At 58.1% G+C, this 15,100-nt stretch carries 12 protein-coding genes; 4 read left to right on the plus strand and 8 right to left on the minus strand.

Translation table 11 applies throughout. The features are described from left to right. Both WMN78_RS02810 and pdhA read right to left on the minus strand, forming a co-directional pair. Entirely contained in the window at positions 1 to 1,113 is a 1,113-nt protein-coding gene (locus tag WMN78_RS02810) for an alpha-ketoacid dehydrogenase subunit beta (protein ID WP_340531896.1), read from the minus strand. Further along, positions 1,110 to 2,333, minus strand: a complete 1,224-nt coding sequence (gene pdhA / locus WMN78_RS02815; protein WP_340531897.1) for a pyruvate dehydrogenase (acetyl-transferring) E1 component subunit alpha — start codon at positions 2,331 to 2,333, stop codon at positions 1,110 to 1,112. The genes WMN78_RS02810 and pdhA overlap by 4 nt, the downstream gene beginning before the upstream one ends. A gap of 159 nt (positions 2,334 to 2,492) precedes the next feature. On the opposite strand from pdhA, the gene WMN78_RS02820 reads away from it, so the two are divergent. The 3 genes from WMN78_RS02820 (at position 2,493) to WMN78_RS02830 (ending at position 5,404) form a co-directional block, all read left to right on the plus strand. Beyond that, entirely contained in the window at positions 2,493 to 2,957 is a 465-nt protein-coding gene (locus WMN78_RS02820; RefSeq protein WP_340531898.1) for an Lrp/AsnC family transcriptional regulator, read from the plus strand. Positions 2,958 to 3,312: 355 nt separating this feature from the next. After that, positions 3,313 to 4,140, plus strand: coding sequence for a glycosyltransferase family 2 protein (locus WMN78_RS02825; protein ID WP_340531909.1), 828 nt, complete (start codon positions 3,313 to 3,315; stop codon positions 4,138 to 4,140). A gap of 58 nt (positions 4,141 to 4,198) precedes the next feature. After that, positions 4,199 to 5,404 carry a hypothetical protein gene (locus WMN78_RS02830; protein WP_340531899.1) on the plus strand — a complete coding sequence of 402 codons (1,206 nt, stop codon included), beginning with the start codon at positions 4,199 to 4,201 and terminating at the stop codon, positions 5,402 to 5,404. 1,013 nt (positions 5,405 to 6,417) lie between these two features. On the opposite strand, the gene WMN78_RS02835 is transcribed toward WMN78_RS02830, so the two are convergent. The 6 genes from WMN78_RS02835 to rfbA all read right to left on the minus strand — a co-directional run bounded on the left by WMN78_RS02835 (position 6,418) and on the right by rfbA (position 14,359). After that, entirely contained in the window at positions 6,418 to 7,884 is a 1,467-nt protein-coding gene (locus WMN78_RS02835; RefSeq protein ID WP_340531901.1) for a polysaccharide biosynthesis tyrosine autokinase, read from the minus strand. A 244-nt stretch (positions 7,885 to 8,128) separates the two neighbouring features. Next, the gene (locus WMN78_RS02840) at positions 8,129 to 9,151 is read right to left on the minus strand and encodes a hypothetical protein (RefSeq protein WP_340531902.1); all 1,023 of its coding nucleotides are present in this window, start codon (positions 9,149 to 9,151) and stop codon (positions 8,129 to 8,131) included. Further along, positions 9,097 to 11,004, minus strand: coding sequence for a glycosyltransferase (locus WMN78_RS02845; protein ID WP_340531903.1), 1,908 nt, complete (start codon positions 11,002 to 11,004; stop codon positions 9,097 to 9,099). The genes WMN78_RS02840 and WMN78_RS02845 overlap by 55 nt, the downstream gene beginning before the upstream one ends. Then, on the minus strand, positions 11,005 to 12,090 hold the full coding sequence (locus tag WMN78_RS02850) for a glycosyltransferase family 4 protein (RefSeq protein ID WP_340531904.1): 1,086 nt from the start codon (positions 12,088 to 12,090) through the stop codon (positions 11,005 to 11,007). Between the two features lie 16 nt (positions 12,091 to 12,106). Next, complete coding sequence (locus WMN78_RS02855; protein WP_340531905.1) at positions 12,107 to 13,294, minus strand: glycosyltransferase; 1,188 nt, start codon at positions 13,292 to 13,294, stop codon at positions 12,107 to 12,109. A gap of 204 nt (positions 13,295 to 13,498) precedes the next feature. Further along, on the minus strand, positions 13,499 to 14,359 hold the full coding sequence (gene rfbA / locus WMN78_RS02860; RefSeq protein WP_340531906.1) for a glucose-1-phosphate thymidylyltransferase RfbA: 861 nt from the start codon (positions 14,357 to 14,359) through the stop codon (positions 13,499 to 13,501). 55 nt (positions 14,360 to 14,414) lie between these two features. Here rfbA and WMN78_RS02865 point away from each other — a divergent pair. Next, on the plus strand, positions 14,415 to 15,100 hold a 686-nt coding region (locus tag WMN78_RS02865; protein ID WP_340531907.1), incomplete at its 3' end, for a dTDP-glucose 4,6-dehydratase.

Raw genomic sequence — 15,100 nt, forward strand, 5'->3', positions numbered from 1 at the left:
TCAGTCTTCCCACTGGAGGTCGTCAACGGCGTCGAGGATGCGGTCCACGCCGGGCAGGTAATAGTGCTCAAGTTTGGGCGCCGGGTACGGCACGTCGAAACCGGTGACACGGCGGATGGGCGCGGCTAGATAGTGGAAGCAACGCTCCTGGACCCTTGCCACGATCTCCGAGGACACCGACGCGAAGCCATGGGCCTCGGCGATGACCACGGCCCGGCCGGTCTTGCGGACCGACGCGCAGACGGTTTCGTCGTCGAAGGGCACGATGGAGCGGACGTCGATCACTTCCAGTGAGCGTCCTTCCTCAGCCGCTGCTGCGGCAGCAGCCAGCGCGGTGGGCACCGACGGGCCATAGGCGATCAGGGTGGCATCGGTGCCGGGACGGGCGACGGCGGCACGGCCTTCCGAGGATGTCCCCCGTTCGGTGTTGGCGGCGTGTTCGGCGCGGAGCCCTTCCAGGTCCACAAGGTCCTTGGACCAGTAGAGCTTCTTGGGCTCCATGAACATCACGGGGTCGTCGGAGTCGATGGCTTCGCGGAGCATGCGGTAGCCGTCGGCCACGGTGGCCGGGGTGAAGACCTTCAGGCCGGCGGTGTGCGCGTAGTAGGACTCGGAGGAGTCGCAGTGGTGCTCCACTCCCCCGATGCCGCCGGCGTACGGGACACGGATGACGATGGGCAGCTTGACGGCGCCCTTGGTCCGGTTGTGCATCTTGGCCACGTGGCTGACGATCTGTTCGAAGGCCGGATAGGCGAAGGCATCGAACTGCATCTCGATCACCGGGCGCATGCCGTTCATGGCCATCCCCACGGCCATGCCGACGATGCCGGATTCGGCCAGCGGTGTGTCGAAGCAGCGGGATTCACCGAAGGTTTTGGTGAGTCCGTCGGTGATCCGGAAGACGCCGCCGAGCATGCCGACGTCTTCGCCGAACACGAGCACTGACGAATCTGCGTGCATGGCGTCCGCCATGGCGGTGTTCAGGGCTTTGGCCATGGTGATGGTCTGCGGGCCGGTTGCTTCGGCGGTGGCGGCTGCCTTGGCCGCGGCACGGGCGGTGGCGGCACTGACGTTGCCGTTGACTTCGGAGGAGGTAGTGACAGTGGGGCTCATTTTGCGGCCTCGTCCCGGGAGATTTCGTCGGCGAGCATGGCCGCCTGTTCTTTCAGCTGCGGGGTGGGGGTGGAGAAGACGTACCGGAAGAGATCCTGCGGGTCGACGGGGACGTCCTCGCCCAGGCCTTCGCGGAGCTGCGTGGCAACGGCCTCCGCCCTTTCCGCGATCCGGGCGGCGCCGTCGTCGTCCAGCAGTCCGCGGTCCGTCAGGTAGGTCTGCATCCGCTTCAGCGGATCCTTGGCCACCCACTGGGCCACTTCGCTGTCCTGTCGGTAGCGGGTGGCGTCATCGGCGTTGGTGTGCGCCTGCATGCGGTACGTGTGGGCCTCCACCAGGAGCGGGCCGGAGCCTTCGCGGGCCAGCTTGACGGCGCGGGTCAGGACGGCGAGGAGGGCGACGACGTCATTGCCGTCCACACGTTCGCCGGCCATGCCGTAGCCCACGGCTTTATGGGCGAGCGACGGCGCCACGGACTGGTGGGCCAGCGGCACGGAGATGGCGTACTGGTTGTTCTGCACGAAGAACACGACGGGCAGGTGGAACACAGCCGCGAAGTTCAAAGCCTCGTGGAAGTCGCCTTCGCTGGTGGCGCCGTCGCCGCACATGGCCAGGACCACGGTGTCCTCGCCGCGGAGTTTGGCGGCATGGGCAACCCCGACGGCGTGCAGGAGCTGGGTGGTGAGCGGCGTGCACTGGATGCCCACTTTGTGCTGGGTGGGGTCATAGCCGCTGTGCCAGTCCCCGCGGAAGAGGGTCATGGTCTGGACGGGGTCCACACCGCGGGCCATCACGGCCACGGAGTCGCGGTAGGTCGGGAAGATCCAGTCGCCGTCGGCGAGGCAGAGGGCGGCCGCTACCTGGCAGGCTTCCTGGCCGTGGCTGGAGGGGTAGACAGCCATGCGGCCCTGGCGGACCAGGGCGGAGTTCTGGTCATTGACGCGGCGGCCGACGACGAGCTGCTCGTACGCAGCAAGCAGTTCGGCGTCGCCCGGCAGCGCGTACTCGTGGCCGGGCTGGGCGCCCTGCTCGGTGTGGGGGTTCAAGGTGCCGTCCTGGTCCACCATCTGGATCTGGTGGCGTGCCGGCAGCATGTAGTCCTCCACCGTGATGCCGAACTTACGCACAGCCTCGGCTGCTGCGCCTTCGGTCACATGGTTCGGGGCCGGCTGTTCCGGCGAGTCCTGCCCGAGGGCGGTGTGGTCCGCGGAGATCGTCATTGGTCCGTCCTTCTGTAGCCACTATTCGTTTCCAGTATCGTCCTGAAGGAACATTCGTATCCAGTCCCGTGGAGAATCGTGGAGAAGTTCGAGATTCTGGCCTAGTCTGAAAGACGAATCGTAACTGTGAGCTGCGTTACCGACGGGAGTTGTGGACAAATGGCAGAGACCGAAGCGGACCAGACGGCGGTGCCGCTCGATGACGTGGACCGGAACATCATTGCGGAGCTGACGCGGGACGGGCGGATGTCCGTGACGCAGGTGGCGGAGAACGTCCACATCTCACGGGCGCACGCCTACACGCGGATCGCGAGGCTGACCGGAGAGGGCGTGCTGACCAAGTTCACCGCTCTGGTCGACCCTATTAAGGCTGGGCTCAAATCCTCCGCCTACGTGACCTTGAAGGTGCGTCAGCATTCTTGGCGGGAACTGCGGGAGCTGCTGCGGGCCATCCCAGAGGTCCATCACATCGCCCTAGTGGGCGGGGACTTTGACGTCATCCTTTTGGTACGGGCCGTGGATAACGTGGACCTGCGAAGGGTGATCTTTGACCAGCTGCAGTCCATGCCTGGGGTGTTGGATACGCAGACATTTCTGGTGTTTGAGGATGTGGATACGCGATAAGGCAAGTCTCAAGTCCTCGAACGAAACATCGTCGGGTTGTCTTCAAGTACCGGACGAAGGCAAGACCGCGGCGGGTTCGCAAACCGAACGGCAACCCAACATTGTCCCTAGACCGGCGGTTCGGTCGAATAATTGGTATGCCCCACGCAAATAGTTCGGGCTGTATACATTAAGACCGCGCACGGTCATCCTAGGCTTGGATGAACTAGTTCCGGGCTTGAGTCACGTGGGCTACAGGATGCTTACCGAGCTATGATGATCATGCCCTCTGGATTCGGGGAACGGGATAGTTGGGGTAGGACCCGCAGCGGATTTAGGAGCCAAGATCATAGGAAAACCAGCAATTGTTGCAGGCATTGTTACTTTTAATCCTGACATGCAACGACTTCGTGAAAACGTTACAGCCGTGCTCCGAGAGGTCGACCATGTCTTCATAGTCGACAACGCATCCACCAACGGAGAATCGATCCAGAGCCTTGCGGAGGAGCATCAAGGGATACGCGTCTATGTCAATCCCGTCAATCTAGGGATCGCCAAAGCGTTGAACCAGATTTTCGAGGCCGCCATGGAACAGGACACCGGATGGGTGCTCTTACTAGACCAAGACTCTGTCTGTTCTGCAGGGATGGTCGATATCTTGGCAAGCAAGATCGCTCCGGGAATTTGCGTCGTTGCCCCGTCAATTGTTGACCGGTCAGATACGAAGGCTCATCCGACCCCCTCGGACAATTGCGACGTTAACTACTGCATCACGTCAGGATCATTGTCCGAAGTAAATGCCTGGCGTTCCGTGGGAGGGTACGACGAATCCATGTTCATTGACTTTGTTGATTTCGACTACTGCCTCCGGCTCCGGGCTCAAGGACTCCGCATCATGAGAGCACCCGAAGCTCATCTACTTCATGAGATCGGAAAAATTACCCGTCACGGACCCTTTATTGCCTACAACCACTCTGCTACCCGTAGCTACCATATGGCGCGGGACATGTTGTACTACGCCTATAAGCACAGACGCGCACGGACGGACCTAAAAGTTCAGAGTCGCGGCCTCGCAGCAACCTATCTTGTCCTGATAAGGAAGGCCTTGATAGTTGCTGTTTTTGAAGAAGATCGACTAAGGCGAGTCTCGGCGCTTGTTCGAGGTATGGTCTCCGGAACCTTCCTCCGTCGACATGTCGCATAGGGCTGTCCAGAGGGCGTCACCAGCATTTCAGCTTAAGCGCCGCCATATGGGGCCATCCGTGCTGTCCCTTGCTTCTCAGGTTTCGGGCCTCCTCCAACTAGCTGCCCTTCTCTGGCGTCATGGACCTAGCAACGCGACAGATGCATACTTCTACCTTTTCAACTTAGGCAACCTGCCGACTCAAATCTTGATCGTCGGGGTCTTGTACCCCATGTTGCTCAGCCAGGACCGGGTGACTCGCAAAGGGTCTGAGCGCTTTGGACTGTGGGTGCCCGTATCTGCGTTGGCGGCCGTCGGTGTAGGTGCAGCATGGTTAGCGGCCCAAGGGCGCGTTTCCGAAGACCTGGTTCCGATTCTAGGCCTGGCTGCGCTCAATGCCGTTGTGCAGGCAAGACTTTGGTATCTCGCGGTCGCCGCCGAAGCGGACGGGGTTCCCCATTGGGTGGCAGCGATCGCGTTGCCCGCCAACGCTTTGGCCACACTTGTCGTCGCGTTCCCCTGGCCCTCATCCACAGCAACCGTTACTGCCATGTTGGCTGCATTAGCGGCGGCCAACACGGCCTTTCTAGTCATTTTTGTGAGGAGGAGGGTAGGCCGGACTGTCATTGAGGGTCTGCCGGCGGCACCTGCCCGCGCTCACGTCGCACATTGGTGGTTCCTGACTAAGTCCTTCGTGGGGTATGGCGGACTTATGGTAGTGCAGTCGCTCGCTCTTGTACTACCGCCTTCGACCCTAACGCTCCTGACGCTGCCGATGAAGATTGTTGGGTCAGTATCCGCCACCTTCGTTAACGCAGTCATGCCCTTAATTGTTCACCAGAATACCGAGTCGCCTATTGCGGCACGCAGATTCCTCCGGATTTTGGGGGGCATAATTGGAGCTGTCAGTCTCTTTGGATCTGCGGGAGGAATCGTTTTCTTCCCCGATTACGGATTGCATTTCGTAGCAGTCGGGCTATGGCTCGTCGCGTCAGCGTCTGCCTCCGTCTCACAGAGAATGATGTTTCGCTTTCTACCCCCGAGTGCGTCCCGTATCACCATCGTCGTAGTGCCTCTTATCGTCGCCGCCGTGGCCCTGTCCATTCAGTCCGAGGGCTTTGGGCTCCTGGCTCTGCTCTGCGCGTATGCTCTCGTTGATGCGGCATCAGGATTTCTCGTCTTGTTGTCTCTCGGCGACCGCCTAATGGCCATTGTCACGGGACTGATTTCGCTTGGCTTGGTCACGATCTGGGTATTCAGCCTGATGCACCCGGAACTTGCCTAACGCACGTCGGCATTCGACGCGGATGCGCCCCTGGCTGATCCTCGGCAGGATCGGCCAGGGTACCGGATAGGGCACGAGGGTTCTTGCGGTTGAAGTCCTGCTGGCAGGCGGCAGGCCCTCTCAGTCTTTTCGTCGCAAGTCAGGGGACGGCGCAGACGGACCGGCTAGCTGCTTGTCACCTCTGCAAGGCGGTCCGCGAGATCACCGGCTCGGTTGCCGCGAAATGCACGAGGATGATGAAGCGCGTAGCGCGTGGCACCAGCGTCCCAATAGCTAAGCGGCCTCTTTTTCTACGATGAGGCGGCCTCCGAATGTGCGGCCGCTAATCTGTCTGTCGCTTCTGCTGGACGGTCGCGGACCTTGGCCGGAAACGCCCTGGTCGAAACGGCCGCGTTCCCCGCCACATCCACGGGGGCCGAGCGTGCGATCACCCGGGTCCGGAGACGCACAGGCGGCCGGACGGTATTCGCGGCCGTGGAAGAGTCCTACTACGGTGCCGGCTCACCCAAGTCCAAGCGTCCGCTCGGACATCGGGCCCACCGACCAACCCGATCCGATCGACGCCGCCCGCTCCATCCTCGGGCCGACTCGCGATCAGGTGGTGGAGCCTAGCGCGCCAGGAACGAAGGCCCAGTTAGGGTACTGCTTGACTCACAGTCCCTGCTGGGTCACCGACGAATCCGCGAACCGCAACGCCCTAACGGGACTGCTCCGCGGAACAGAGCGCGGGATCAACACCCGGCCATCCTCCGGTACGCACAGATCACCACGAACGCACCATGGCGGATCTAAACAACACCGACCCGTAATCTAAATCGCCAGCGCCGAAGCAACCACCCGGCACGATGGATGGTACACACGGTGGAAGCCTGCGCTGAATGCCTTCGCCATCATCACCTCCGGCGTAAGAGTTAGCTAAATGCCAATCGTGGATCCACCGTAAGGACACTCCCTTAAGTCGCCACCGTACTCTAGGGTTCGGGCCGTCCAAACTCCAGAACGTTAGCGGGCTATTAGGGCCTTCTCACGCGCTCTGCCGGAAAAGTAGACGCAGCTCGGGACGCTGGTTCTGAGTCCCAGTCACTAGGCGTGGATTGGCTGCTGATTCCGGACGGTTTCTTGCTGGAGCTCTCACTGTGGCTGTAATAGGTGTATGCGTATGCGTCCGGACCCTTCACCGGCAGCCGGTTCAGCACAACGCCAAGCAAATTTGAACCCACCAGCGCTAGAGCGTCCAAGGACTTGCGCAAATCCTGTTGCTTGAGTTTGTGTGAACCGACGACGACCACGATGCCGCCCACGTGCTGAGCTAGAACGGCCGCGTCCGTAACAGGTAACAATGGCGGGGCATCAATCACGATCGTGTCAAAGACCTGCTCAAGTTGAGTCAGGACCTGTTTCATCTTCTCAGATCCAAGGAGCTCGCTTGGATTGGGTGGAATCTGCCCGGATGAGAGAACGTATAGGCTGTCGTTGCCCCACGGCTGCAGAAGGTCGTTGACATCAGCGAGGCCAACGAGGGCCGTCGTCAGTCCTGCATTTCGGTCAAGGCCAAGGTACTCGCTGACCATCGGACGTCGCAGATCAGCGTCCACAAGACAGACGCTCTGACCGGCTTCCGCCAACGCGATCGCGAGATTCGTGGCTGTGGTACTTTTTCCCTCCCCAGGCAGCGAAGAAGTGACCAGAACGCTCTTGGCATTTCCGGAGATATTGGCGAACCTGAGGTTTGTGCGGAGCTGGCGAAATGACTCCGCACGGGGGCTTTGGGGGGCGGCCTGCGTAAGCAATGGCTTTCTGGTGGCGTCCTGATCGAAGGATATGCCTCCAAGAAGGGGAGCATCAGTCACCATACGCAGATCGACCTCGCCACGTATGCGTCTGTCCAGGGCGGCTCGCAATACAGCGACTACCGCACCTATGAGCAGTCCGAGCGCGAGACCCAGAAGAAGGCTGAGCCGGGTATTTGGAGCTGAAGGAGATGTCGGGGCGGTGGCGGGCTTGATGATAGACAGATTGACCGGAGAAGTCCCTCCAGTTCGCGGCTTTTCGAGCGTGTCAACCGCATCTATCATGCTGTCAGCCACCGCTTGAGCGATTGCCGCCGCCTGCACCGCCGAGTGGTCTCTGACCGAAATGTTTATGAGCACAGTATTCAAGTCGGCACTTGCGGTTACACGCTCAGCCAGCTCCGCGGACGTGTCCTCCAGCCCGAGTGCATCGATGGCAGGCTGCAACACAACAGGCGAGTCAACCGTTTGCACGTAAGACTGAACCCGCGCCTGTCCGAACGTGTTTCCTTGCTGCAACTCTTGGACTGAACCAGAATTTTGAATAGCAACAAATAGCTGCGTATCTGCAGTGTACGTGGGCTTAGTCAGTACTGAACTTCCGCCACCAATGAGCAATCCCACCATGCTGAAAGACAGGACCAGGATCCAATTGCGCCGAAGGATGCGTAGATAATCGCTAAGGTCCAAACCGGGTTCCCCTTGTATCGGTTGATGGAGTGGCCAATGGGCACTCCCCAAAATTTCAAAGACTCAAGATGTAAAGCAAGTCTACCGGCATCTGACGACCCGGCTTACGTGAAAGAGCGGCTACAGGCCAGGTTCTGCTATAGCTTTCCCAAGGTTTGGTGTCGAAGATAATGGCAGGAAGTGGCTGTCGGCTGGCCCTGAGGGCGGATGAAATGCCGTGGACTCGCACTTTCTCCGCATCCCCCTAACGAGGAGCGGACATACGGAGAAGCGCATCCTCCACACGCGACATATATGCGCTTAGGCTGAAGTTATTTTGCCAGTATTCGCGAATTTCCTCTTCGCGGTTTCGACCACGTTCCCCGATGTCCATTAGTTGCGGAAGAATTGGGATCGAGCTGTCGCACTTTGATATACCCGGCCCCTGGATATATTCGAGGATACCGCCCGATGGCGTGATGGCTGTCGGCACGCCAGACTCCATAGCACCTACAAGTACCATGTGGCCGGCGGCTCTCGTTCCGTCCTTCAGCGGGAGGAATACGACCGACGCCGTGCTCAGAAGCTCTCCGAATTCCTGCTGGTTGAGTGGACCAGGGCGACGAATAACGTTTACTCCTCGGGTCTGCTCAGCCGCCGGCTCCCCCGTTGCCAGCGTAAGCATCACGGGATGTTTGCTATCGAGAACCTCGTTCTCGAGTTTCCGCAAGGCGAACGGATCACGATCAGATGAGCCACCAACGAAGACGTGAAAGACGGCGTCTCGGCCCGCTTTAGAGGGATATCCGAAGTAGTTACCGTATAGAACGGCTTCGGCCCGGCCCCCTGACTCGTTCCACGGACCGGCTTCGGACTCGGAGAGTGTAACGACCGGAGCGCTACCAATTAGCCCTCGAAGCAACTTCCAGCTTCGACTATTGGGCTCTGCGTATACGCCGGTCACAGCGAAGTTTGTCCTACCCGTAACGCGAAGGGCTGCCCCGATCCAGGGGTTGTTGGCGAGATACGGTCCCTTGATACCTGGGCGGAGTGTCTTTACCGCAAGAAGGAACGAATCCCAACCGATTCCTAAGATTCTGGACCCGAAGCGCTTTCCGCTTACGGACGCTGCCTCGTACCGAATAACACGCGATATGAGTGAACCTCCGAGCCAGACTTCATCAGACGAACCATCAGAAGGGCCAAGGGCCAATAATGTATAGGTTATTTCCTTCAACTCCGCACCCCTCGTTCGTCCAGCATCATCGTGATTGTCCATGATTTCCACTCGCGAGCCGCCCGATCATACATCCGTTCTCCGGCGATGCAGGTCTCTTCCCGGCCGTGCTCGATTGCATACCTAACTGCGTCAGTCCAGGGCTTCATCGGATTCGCATCGACCAAGCTCTCGTCTCCGACGAGCAGACGCGACGACTCACCAAATACATCAGCAAGGCTGGTCCGAGCGCGCCCGACGACCGGCGTGCCGCATTCCACAGCCCGAACGGCTATGCCGCTTTGGTAGAAACGCTTATATGGGATCAAGATGACATCACTCGTCCGGGCAAGGAGAGCAAGTTCTTCCTCGGGAACGAACCGGGCGTCGACAAGCCAGCCAGGGACAGCCGGCCAACCTCTTCCAACAATTTCGAGGCTAAAACCATGTCCAAGGGCTGCGGCCAAAGACCGTAGTACGTCCACATCCCTGTCTTGTTTGTATTGGCCGAGAACACGGATTACCTTAAGGGCAGCATCAACTTTCTCGTCAGGCCTGCGCGCCGGAGGTCGAAACATTGGATGCATAATGACGTCTAATATCGTGACAACAGACTCCATGGCAGCCTTTGCCTGTTGGCTGTGGACAATAACACGCGGTTTGCCTGGTAGAAACCGCATCAGCCAGCCCGTTATACGTCCGCTACCAACCGAACGAACCAAGGGCTTCGGATCATGATAGACAATTGCCGAGTCTTTGCCGCACAGTACTTTAACGATCAAAAGATCAAGGAATCCGAAGACGGGCCAAGTTAACAGGACAACACTGTCTTTACTACCAGAGGCGGCGCGCCTTGCCTGCCGAAGCATGTTTAGGTATTCTCCCACCCAACGGAACCGGCTGCTCCCCGATATTGATGGCTCGTTCACCTCAAGACGCTTTACATCTGCGCCCGTCGCACGAAGAAGTTCGGTTAAGGCTTCGGTGTAGTGCGCCAGCGCGCCTCCCAACGGGTTCACTACAATGACGGTTGGTTGAACGGCAGAGGCGGAGGTTGCACGCCGAGACTTGATAAGCGCCCCATCTCTCCATCCTTTAAACAGGGGAACGTACTGCGAGAATGTCCGGTCCCTGATAGTCGTCTTGGCGAGTGTCCTAGCAACCACGAACGGCGTCGATATGAGCTTCTGGAGTCGCGACCCGTTCTTCGATTGGAACAGTTGTATATTTCGCGCCTGGTAGTAGGAAGGCGTTCCAGCAGATGACTGCCAGACGACGGCGGATCCCACCATGAGGACTCTCCAGCCTCGTCTACCTAGTTCGATCTGATGGTCCACCTCTTCCATGTAGAGGAAGAACCGCTCGTCGATAGGGCATTCCTCCAGCACTTCTCTGCGGAATACAAGAAACGCCCCATCAATCCACTTGACCGGTCGAATGCCAACAAGCTCGGCATCGCTGCGATCTTGACCGTGCGCAAAGTGCCGGGGAATGTTCATAATGGGAGAAAGGTAACCGCCCAAGGACCAGATGACGTCCGATTCGTGCCCCGTTACCAAAGCAGGTCCCGCTACGGCGGCTTTAGCGTCATTGATCAGGGCACTCACGAGACGCCCGGTGGCCCCCGGTTCTGGAAGTGACTCATGCGTCGAAACGAGGGTGAACCTCGATGTCGTATTCTGGGAGTGCCACTCCACTCCGGCGTTCACGGCCGCACCATAACCCTTGTTATCGCAATAGATCACGTTTAGTTCGGCGTGAACCAAACGGTGCAATTTCGAATGCAGATCAGACTCGCCACCATTGTCAACGATTAAGATCTGCGAAGGCACAACATCTTCGAGCAAAAGGCGACGAAGTGTCTGTACCAAGCTATCGAAGCTCTTATGATGGACGACGATTACTGCCAAGTCAGAAGAGGACATTTACCGTGAATCCTTCCAGCTAGTATTCTTGCCTGTCTGAAGCCAATGATCTGCCGCTATTCGCCCGGCTGTTGTCGGCAGAGAAGCGACCACCGACGCCGGTGAGAGCGGCTGCTGGAGCGCGCGGACGATCGATCCCGCCAAAGCCGCGTTGACGGTTTCTTCGGGAATTACATAGTGACCATTTCGGGCCAGCCATTGGGCAAGACCTGTCTCATCGGTAGTAACCACCGTGAGGCCACGCGAAAGGGCCTCCGCGATGGGGAGTCCTATCTGCTCACGCCATCTTCCCTTCCGCCTTGACGGCGCCACCAGGACCTTTCCCGGCAGTAGGTGCGCACCAACATCCGCATGTTCAACAAAGCCCAAATAGCGCCTTCCAGCTGGGCGTTCGAGGCACCATTTCGAAACGGCGGCCGAATGAGGACCGTCTCCAATAATCTTGAGCTCTACCTGGGGCATGACCGCTTCCACATGTTCCCACGCGCTCATGAGGTCGAGAATTCCCTTGCGGTCATCCAACGCCCCAACGAAGACTGCATGCTTCAAAGGTTGGGGGCCATCGGCTGGAGCAGGCATGAACTCGGCCACCGGGAGTTCTTCGATAAGAACACTATCTAGTTTCTCAAAGAAAGGAAGTGAAGAATACAGCTGCTTGGCGCCGGAACTACCGAAAGCAATTCGGTCGATCAAAGTATAAGCGGCCAAGCCATACAGAAAAGCAAACAAACGCACAAAAGCCTGAGGAATCCGTCGATTCGGCCACAAGATGTTCTCAATTGAATTGTTCTCAATCGCATAAGACACAACTTCACGGCGCTGCGTCGAAAAACCCCGAGACAACTTCCAAACGGACATTATCAGAAGATTCTTCAAGGCGAAACGTATCCATAGTGGCTCTGGAACATCAAGCACGATGGCCCTTGACCTTGCAATGACCCATAAGCATTTTATGAAAGAAACTTTTACACAGTGAGTCGGGATCTGCGTATTTCCGAGATCATACTTTTCAGAAAGATACAGGGTGAGCGCCGGTAACATATCTTCTGCTTCTTTTACCTGAGTAGCCCTGAGTTCGGGGCGCACGCGGATATTAGTGTAATCACTCCCTAACTGCATCGGACCCTCTACTCACTCTCTGAGGGTCGGCATTGGAGCCGCGGGAAGCGGCCACTGCGGAAGTGGATATAGCAAGTTCGTATGCAGCGCACACATCTCGCCAACTGTAGTGTGCCGCTGCACGCGACTTGTTCTGCCTGCCTGCAGCTGCCCGCTCATCGGGATTCGCCATTAGCGCCTGGATCGCAGCCACGATTTCGTCGGGCGCGGGATCAACCATGTTTGCTTCGGACGCCAGAACTTCTAAGTTGTATTGAGTCCGTCTTGCCAGGACTGGAGCCCCGCAGGCCATGGCCTGCACCAGCGCCGGGTTTGTACCACCGACGCTGTGCCCATGAAAGTAAACTCCCGCGTGCTGCCACAAGGAGAGCAGTTGTTGGTCGTCACTTAGATGACCAAGCCATGTGAAATTCGCATAGCGAGCTGCGAGTTGCCTTGCTTTATCATCCAACTCACCGCCATAACCGGTTGATCCAACTACAACAACCGGAAACTCCGTGGCCAGTTTCTCCGCGGCCTCAAAAAACTCATTGACGGTGTTTTCAGGGACAAAGCGGGCTACGAGCAAAACATATTTTCCGTGTTCAAGCCCTTGAACTACGGGCAATAGTGAGGGTTCATCGCCACCATATGGGATGAATATGCTGTCCCTAGAGAAATCCTCCTGCCAACGGCGCCCGATTTCTAAAGAGTCGCTCACTAAAACGTTGCCAAATCGAGCAGTAAATTTGGCACCCAATTTGAACACCGATTTCGCCAATCGGCCCCATTTGGCCCGCTCCCACTCTATTCCGTCGACATTAACGACAGTTGGTATCCCCCTCAGTCGAAGGAGTGGGAGCCAGAATCCATTTGCTACATTCATGACGAGGGCGACATCGGGTTTGTGGACGAGTGCGTGAATAACGGAGGTCAAGCCGAAGGTCAGTGTACTCAACGACTTGCTTTCGAGGCCTGCCGTCATAACGGATCGAACGCGCATATCCCTTGCAGCGTCATCCTCTTTCGTGGCTCCCGTTCGCCCGTAAACAGTGACATCCCAGTCGGAATCAACCAGATAAGGTGCCAACTTCCGAACGGCTGTTTCGAACCCGCCGTAGTAGCTCGGATATCCGCGGGTTCCAATTATCGCCACCGACTTGGACACGTCTGTCTGTTTCTCCGGTTTCATGGTTGCCACTCTTCCGATTGTTACTCGATCCGCTGCGAAAATGAAGCGCACGCGGGATTATTATTCGCTGCCCGCAGCCGCACAAAACAAGGCGGATACATGAGATCCGGCTCCTCATCCAATGGGTTATTTGAGGGCACTCCGTTGGGTACGCCGGCGCGCTTACCCTAGCACGGGCAGCAACGCTGGCGACATTTCTGCGGTTCAGGCGAGCAGGCTCAGAAGGTAGGATCCATACCCGCTCTTGACCAACGGTTCGGCCCGCAGACGCAGTTCGTCGTCTGTGAGGAAGCCTTGTCGCCAAGCCACTTCCTCAGGCGATCCAACTTTCAGACCTTGGCGGCTTTCCACTGTTCTTATAAAGTTCGATGCATCGCTGAGGTCATCGAAGGTCCCAGTGTCTAGCCACGCTGTTCCCCTCGGGAGTACCTCAACCTGTAGTTTTCCGCGGTCAAGGTAAGTTTGATTGACATCCGTAATTTCCAGCTCACCGCGCGACGATGGCACCAAATTCTTGGCGATGTCAACCACATTATTGTCATAAAAATAGAGTCCAGGCACCGCGTAATGGCTTCGGGGGTTTTCGGGCTTCTCTTCCAAGGAGATCGCCCGTCCGTTGTCATCGAACTCGACAACTCCGTAGGACCTTGGGTTTTGAACCCAATAGCCAAACACTGCGCCTCCGTCAACGTCGGAGTACCTGCGAAGTTGGGTGCCCAAGCCGTGCCCATAGAAGATGTTGTCGCCCAACACCAGAGCCACCGAATCGGAACCAATGTGATCAGCCCCGAGCGTAAACGCCTGCGCTAACCCGTCAGGTGACGGCTGCTGCGTATACGTAATATTCACGCCGAACTGCGAACCGTCACCAAGCAGACGCTCGAACTGGTCAGCGTCGTGAGGGGTGGTGATAATCAGGATGTCCCGGATGCCAGCCAGGATGAGGGTCGACAAAGGATAGTAAATCATCGGTTTGTCATAGACAGGGACAAGTTGTTTGCTGATGCCGTGGGTTATCGGATGCAAGCGCGATCCAGTTCCCCCAGCCAAGATGATTCCTCGCATGTGCCAGATCATTTCGTGTTCGAGTCACTTCCGCAAACCGGTAAAGTCATACTTCATGGGGAACATACTTGTCACCGGCGGTGCCGGCTTCATCGGTTCGAATTTTGTCCACTACGTTCTGGAGAACACGGAGTATCGCGTCACTGTCCTGGACAAGCTGACGTACGCCGGCAACCTGGAGTCCCTGAGGGGGCTCCCCGAGGACCGTTTCCGCTTCGTGCAGGGTGATATCTGCGACGCCGCACTGGTGGACACGCTCGTGGCCGGCTCGGACGTTGTGGTCCATTACGCCGCGGAATCGCACAACGACAACTCCCTGCATGACCCGCGCCCGTTCCTGGATACGAACATCATCGGCACCTACACGCTGATCGAGGCCGCCCGGAAGCACAACAAGCGTTTCCACCACATCTCCACCGACGAGGTCTACGGCGACCTGGAACTCGATGACCCGGAACGGTTCAGCGAGTCCACCCCGTACAACCCCTCCAGCCCGTACTCCTCCACGAAGGCCGGCTCCGACCTGCTGGTCCGCGCCTGGGTGCGGTCCTTCGGGCTGCAGGCCACAATCAGCAACTGCTCCAACAATTACGGCCCGTACCAGCACGTGGAGAAGTTCATCCCGCGCCAGATCACCAACGTGATCGACGGGATCCGCCCCAAGCTCTACGGCAAGGGCGAGAACGTCCGCGACTGGATCCACGCCAACGACCACTCCTCGGCCGTGCTGGCGATCATCGA

Source organism: Arthrobacter oryzae (genome assembly GCF_037911235.1).
Lineage (GTDB): Bacteria > Actinomycetota > Actinomycetes > Actinomycetales > Micrococcaceae > Arthrobacter > Arthrobacter oryzae_E.